This window comes from Thioalkalivibrio sp. ALR17-21 (assembly GCF_000420185.1).
In the GTDB taxonomy this organism is placed as follows: Bacteria; Pseudomonadota; Gammaproteobacteria; order Ectothiorhodospirales; family Ectothiorhodospiraceae; genus Thioalkalivibrio; species Thioalkalivibrio halophilus.
In genome coordinates this window covers 1-1,463 of the sequence record NZ_ATUL01000059.1, presented here as the reverse complement: position 1 = coordinate 1,463, position 1,463 = coordinate 1, and the positions used below count along the sequence as shown (strand labels likewise).

Genomic DNA, 1,463 nt, shown 5'->3' with positions numbered 1-1,463 from the left:
GCTTCGGCACCGCCCAGCTCGTCGAGGCCGGACGGGAGATCCACCACGCCGCCGGCACGAAGATCGTCCTCGACGCCGGCGCCGAGATCACCCTCCAGGCCGGCGGCAGCTTCATCAAGGTCGACCCCTCCGGCGTCACCCTCAGCGGCCCGAGCGTCCGCCTCAACTCCGGCGGCAGCCCGGGATCCGGCAGCGGCCAGCAGGCGCAGGCGCCGGAACTGCCGGGGCACGTGCAGGCCGAGCCGCCTCCGGAAGCGGTACAGGGTGCCGGGCCCGACCCCGAAATCTACGCAAACAGCGCGGCGGCCCGCATCGTGTTGTGTGGCAAGGACAAGGAGTCCGGTGAATGCGCCAGGGAAGACTGCCCATGCACGAATGGCTGACACGCGTCGGAGAGCGCGGGCACACCGTCGAAACGCCCGGGGAAGACGGCAAGACAGGACGGTTCGGGATCATCATCGACCAGCGCCGTGCCCCGGAAGAAGCTCGCGCCCTTTATGCCCTGGACGGTGCCGACGGCATCATCCCCCTGTTCGCCGGTACGGCACTGGACGCCCTGGCGGCGCACGGCCCGTGGGTGGGCTGGCTGGGCGTGGACAGCCCCGCCCTGAAACAGGCCGAATCGATTTGCCGGAAACGGGGGCTTGGCTGGATGTGGCTGCCACCCGGTGATGCCACGGAGCCCTGTCTCGAGCTTCTGCAGCGGTTGAGCGTGCTGGACGACGCCGGGGGAGGCCAGTCGCTGGTGCAGCTGCAGCGACCGGAGGCCTGGAGTGCGTTGCTGGCCGTGGCGCCATCCATGCAGTTCGATCACTGGCTGCACGTCCTTGGGGCGGTGTATACGCCGACGCCCACGGGCGGCTGGCGCTGCTGGACCGGGAACGAACCGCGCGAGGCGGAGCGTGCGGCCGTGCTGGACGGCGAACAGTGCCAGGCGCTGGACGATGCCCCATTGGCATGGTGGCTCGGCCGCGAACTCGGCATTGCGCTGGAGGATGTCCCTCCGCAGCGGCTTGAACAGCTTCGGCGTCTTCGCGAAGCGGGCATCCACCAGCCCCGGGAATGGCGGCGCCGACTGCCGGATTTTGATTTTGCGGCAAGCAAGGAGGCTTGAACATGAGTCATTCCATCCCGACCGAGGTCTGGCCCCCGTGTCCGCGTGGAGCGGACGACGAACTCTTCCACGAAGACCCGCGCCCCCTCTGTGACACCTCCAGCTGGGAAGATATCGCCTACCTGACCGGATCCGGCGAATTCTGGCTGCTCAATGCCACGGCGGCCGCCGCGATGCACGGCGCGGCCGACGACCTCGCCGACATCGCCGCCATGGATGATCGCGAGGCGCGCAACCGGCGGCTGTCCGAGGAGGCCGGGGTGCTGGACAGCTTCCTGCCGGCCCATCCGGTCAGTTTCCTGGCCGAGGACGACCGCCGGCAGTTCACCGACACCCTGCAACGGCTCGC

General features: G+C 69.3%; 1 protein-coding gene and 2 pseudogenes. All 3 read left to right on the top strand.

Annotated features, from left to right (window positions below; all coding sequences use genetic code 11):
* Nucleotides 1–383, top strand: a pseudogene (locus tag G020_RS15465) (type VI secretion system tip protein VgrG); the annotation flags it as partial.
* Nucleotides 347–1,114, top strand: coding sequence for a DUF4123 domain-containing protein (locus G020_RS0114520; protein WP_231363102.1), 768 nt, complete (start codon nucleotides 347–349; stop codon nucleotides 1,112–1,114). The pseudogene G020_RS15465 and the gene G020_RS0114520, both read left to right, overlap by 37 nt.
* 2 nt (nucleotides 1,115–1,116) lie before the next feature.
* A pseudogene (locus G020_RS14730) lies at nucleotides 1,117–1,463 on the top strand (hypothetical protein); the annotation flags it as partial.

Excerpts from the sequence above, each read along its gene's own strand:
- G020_RS0114520 (WP_231363102.1), top strand. The coding sequence starts at position 347 with ATGCGCCAGGGAAGACTGCCCATGCACGAATGGCTGACACGCGTCGGA.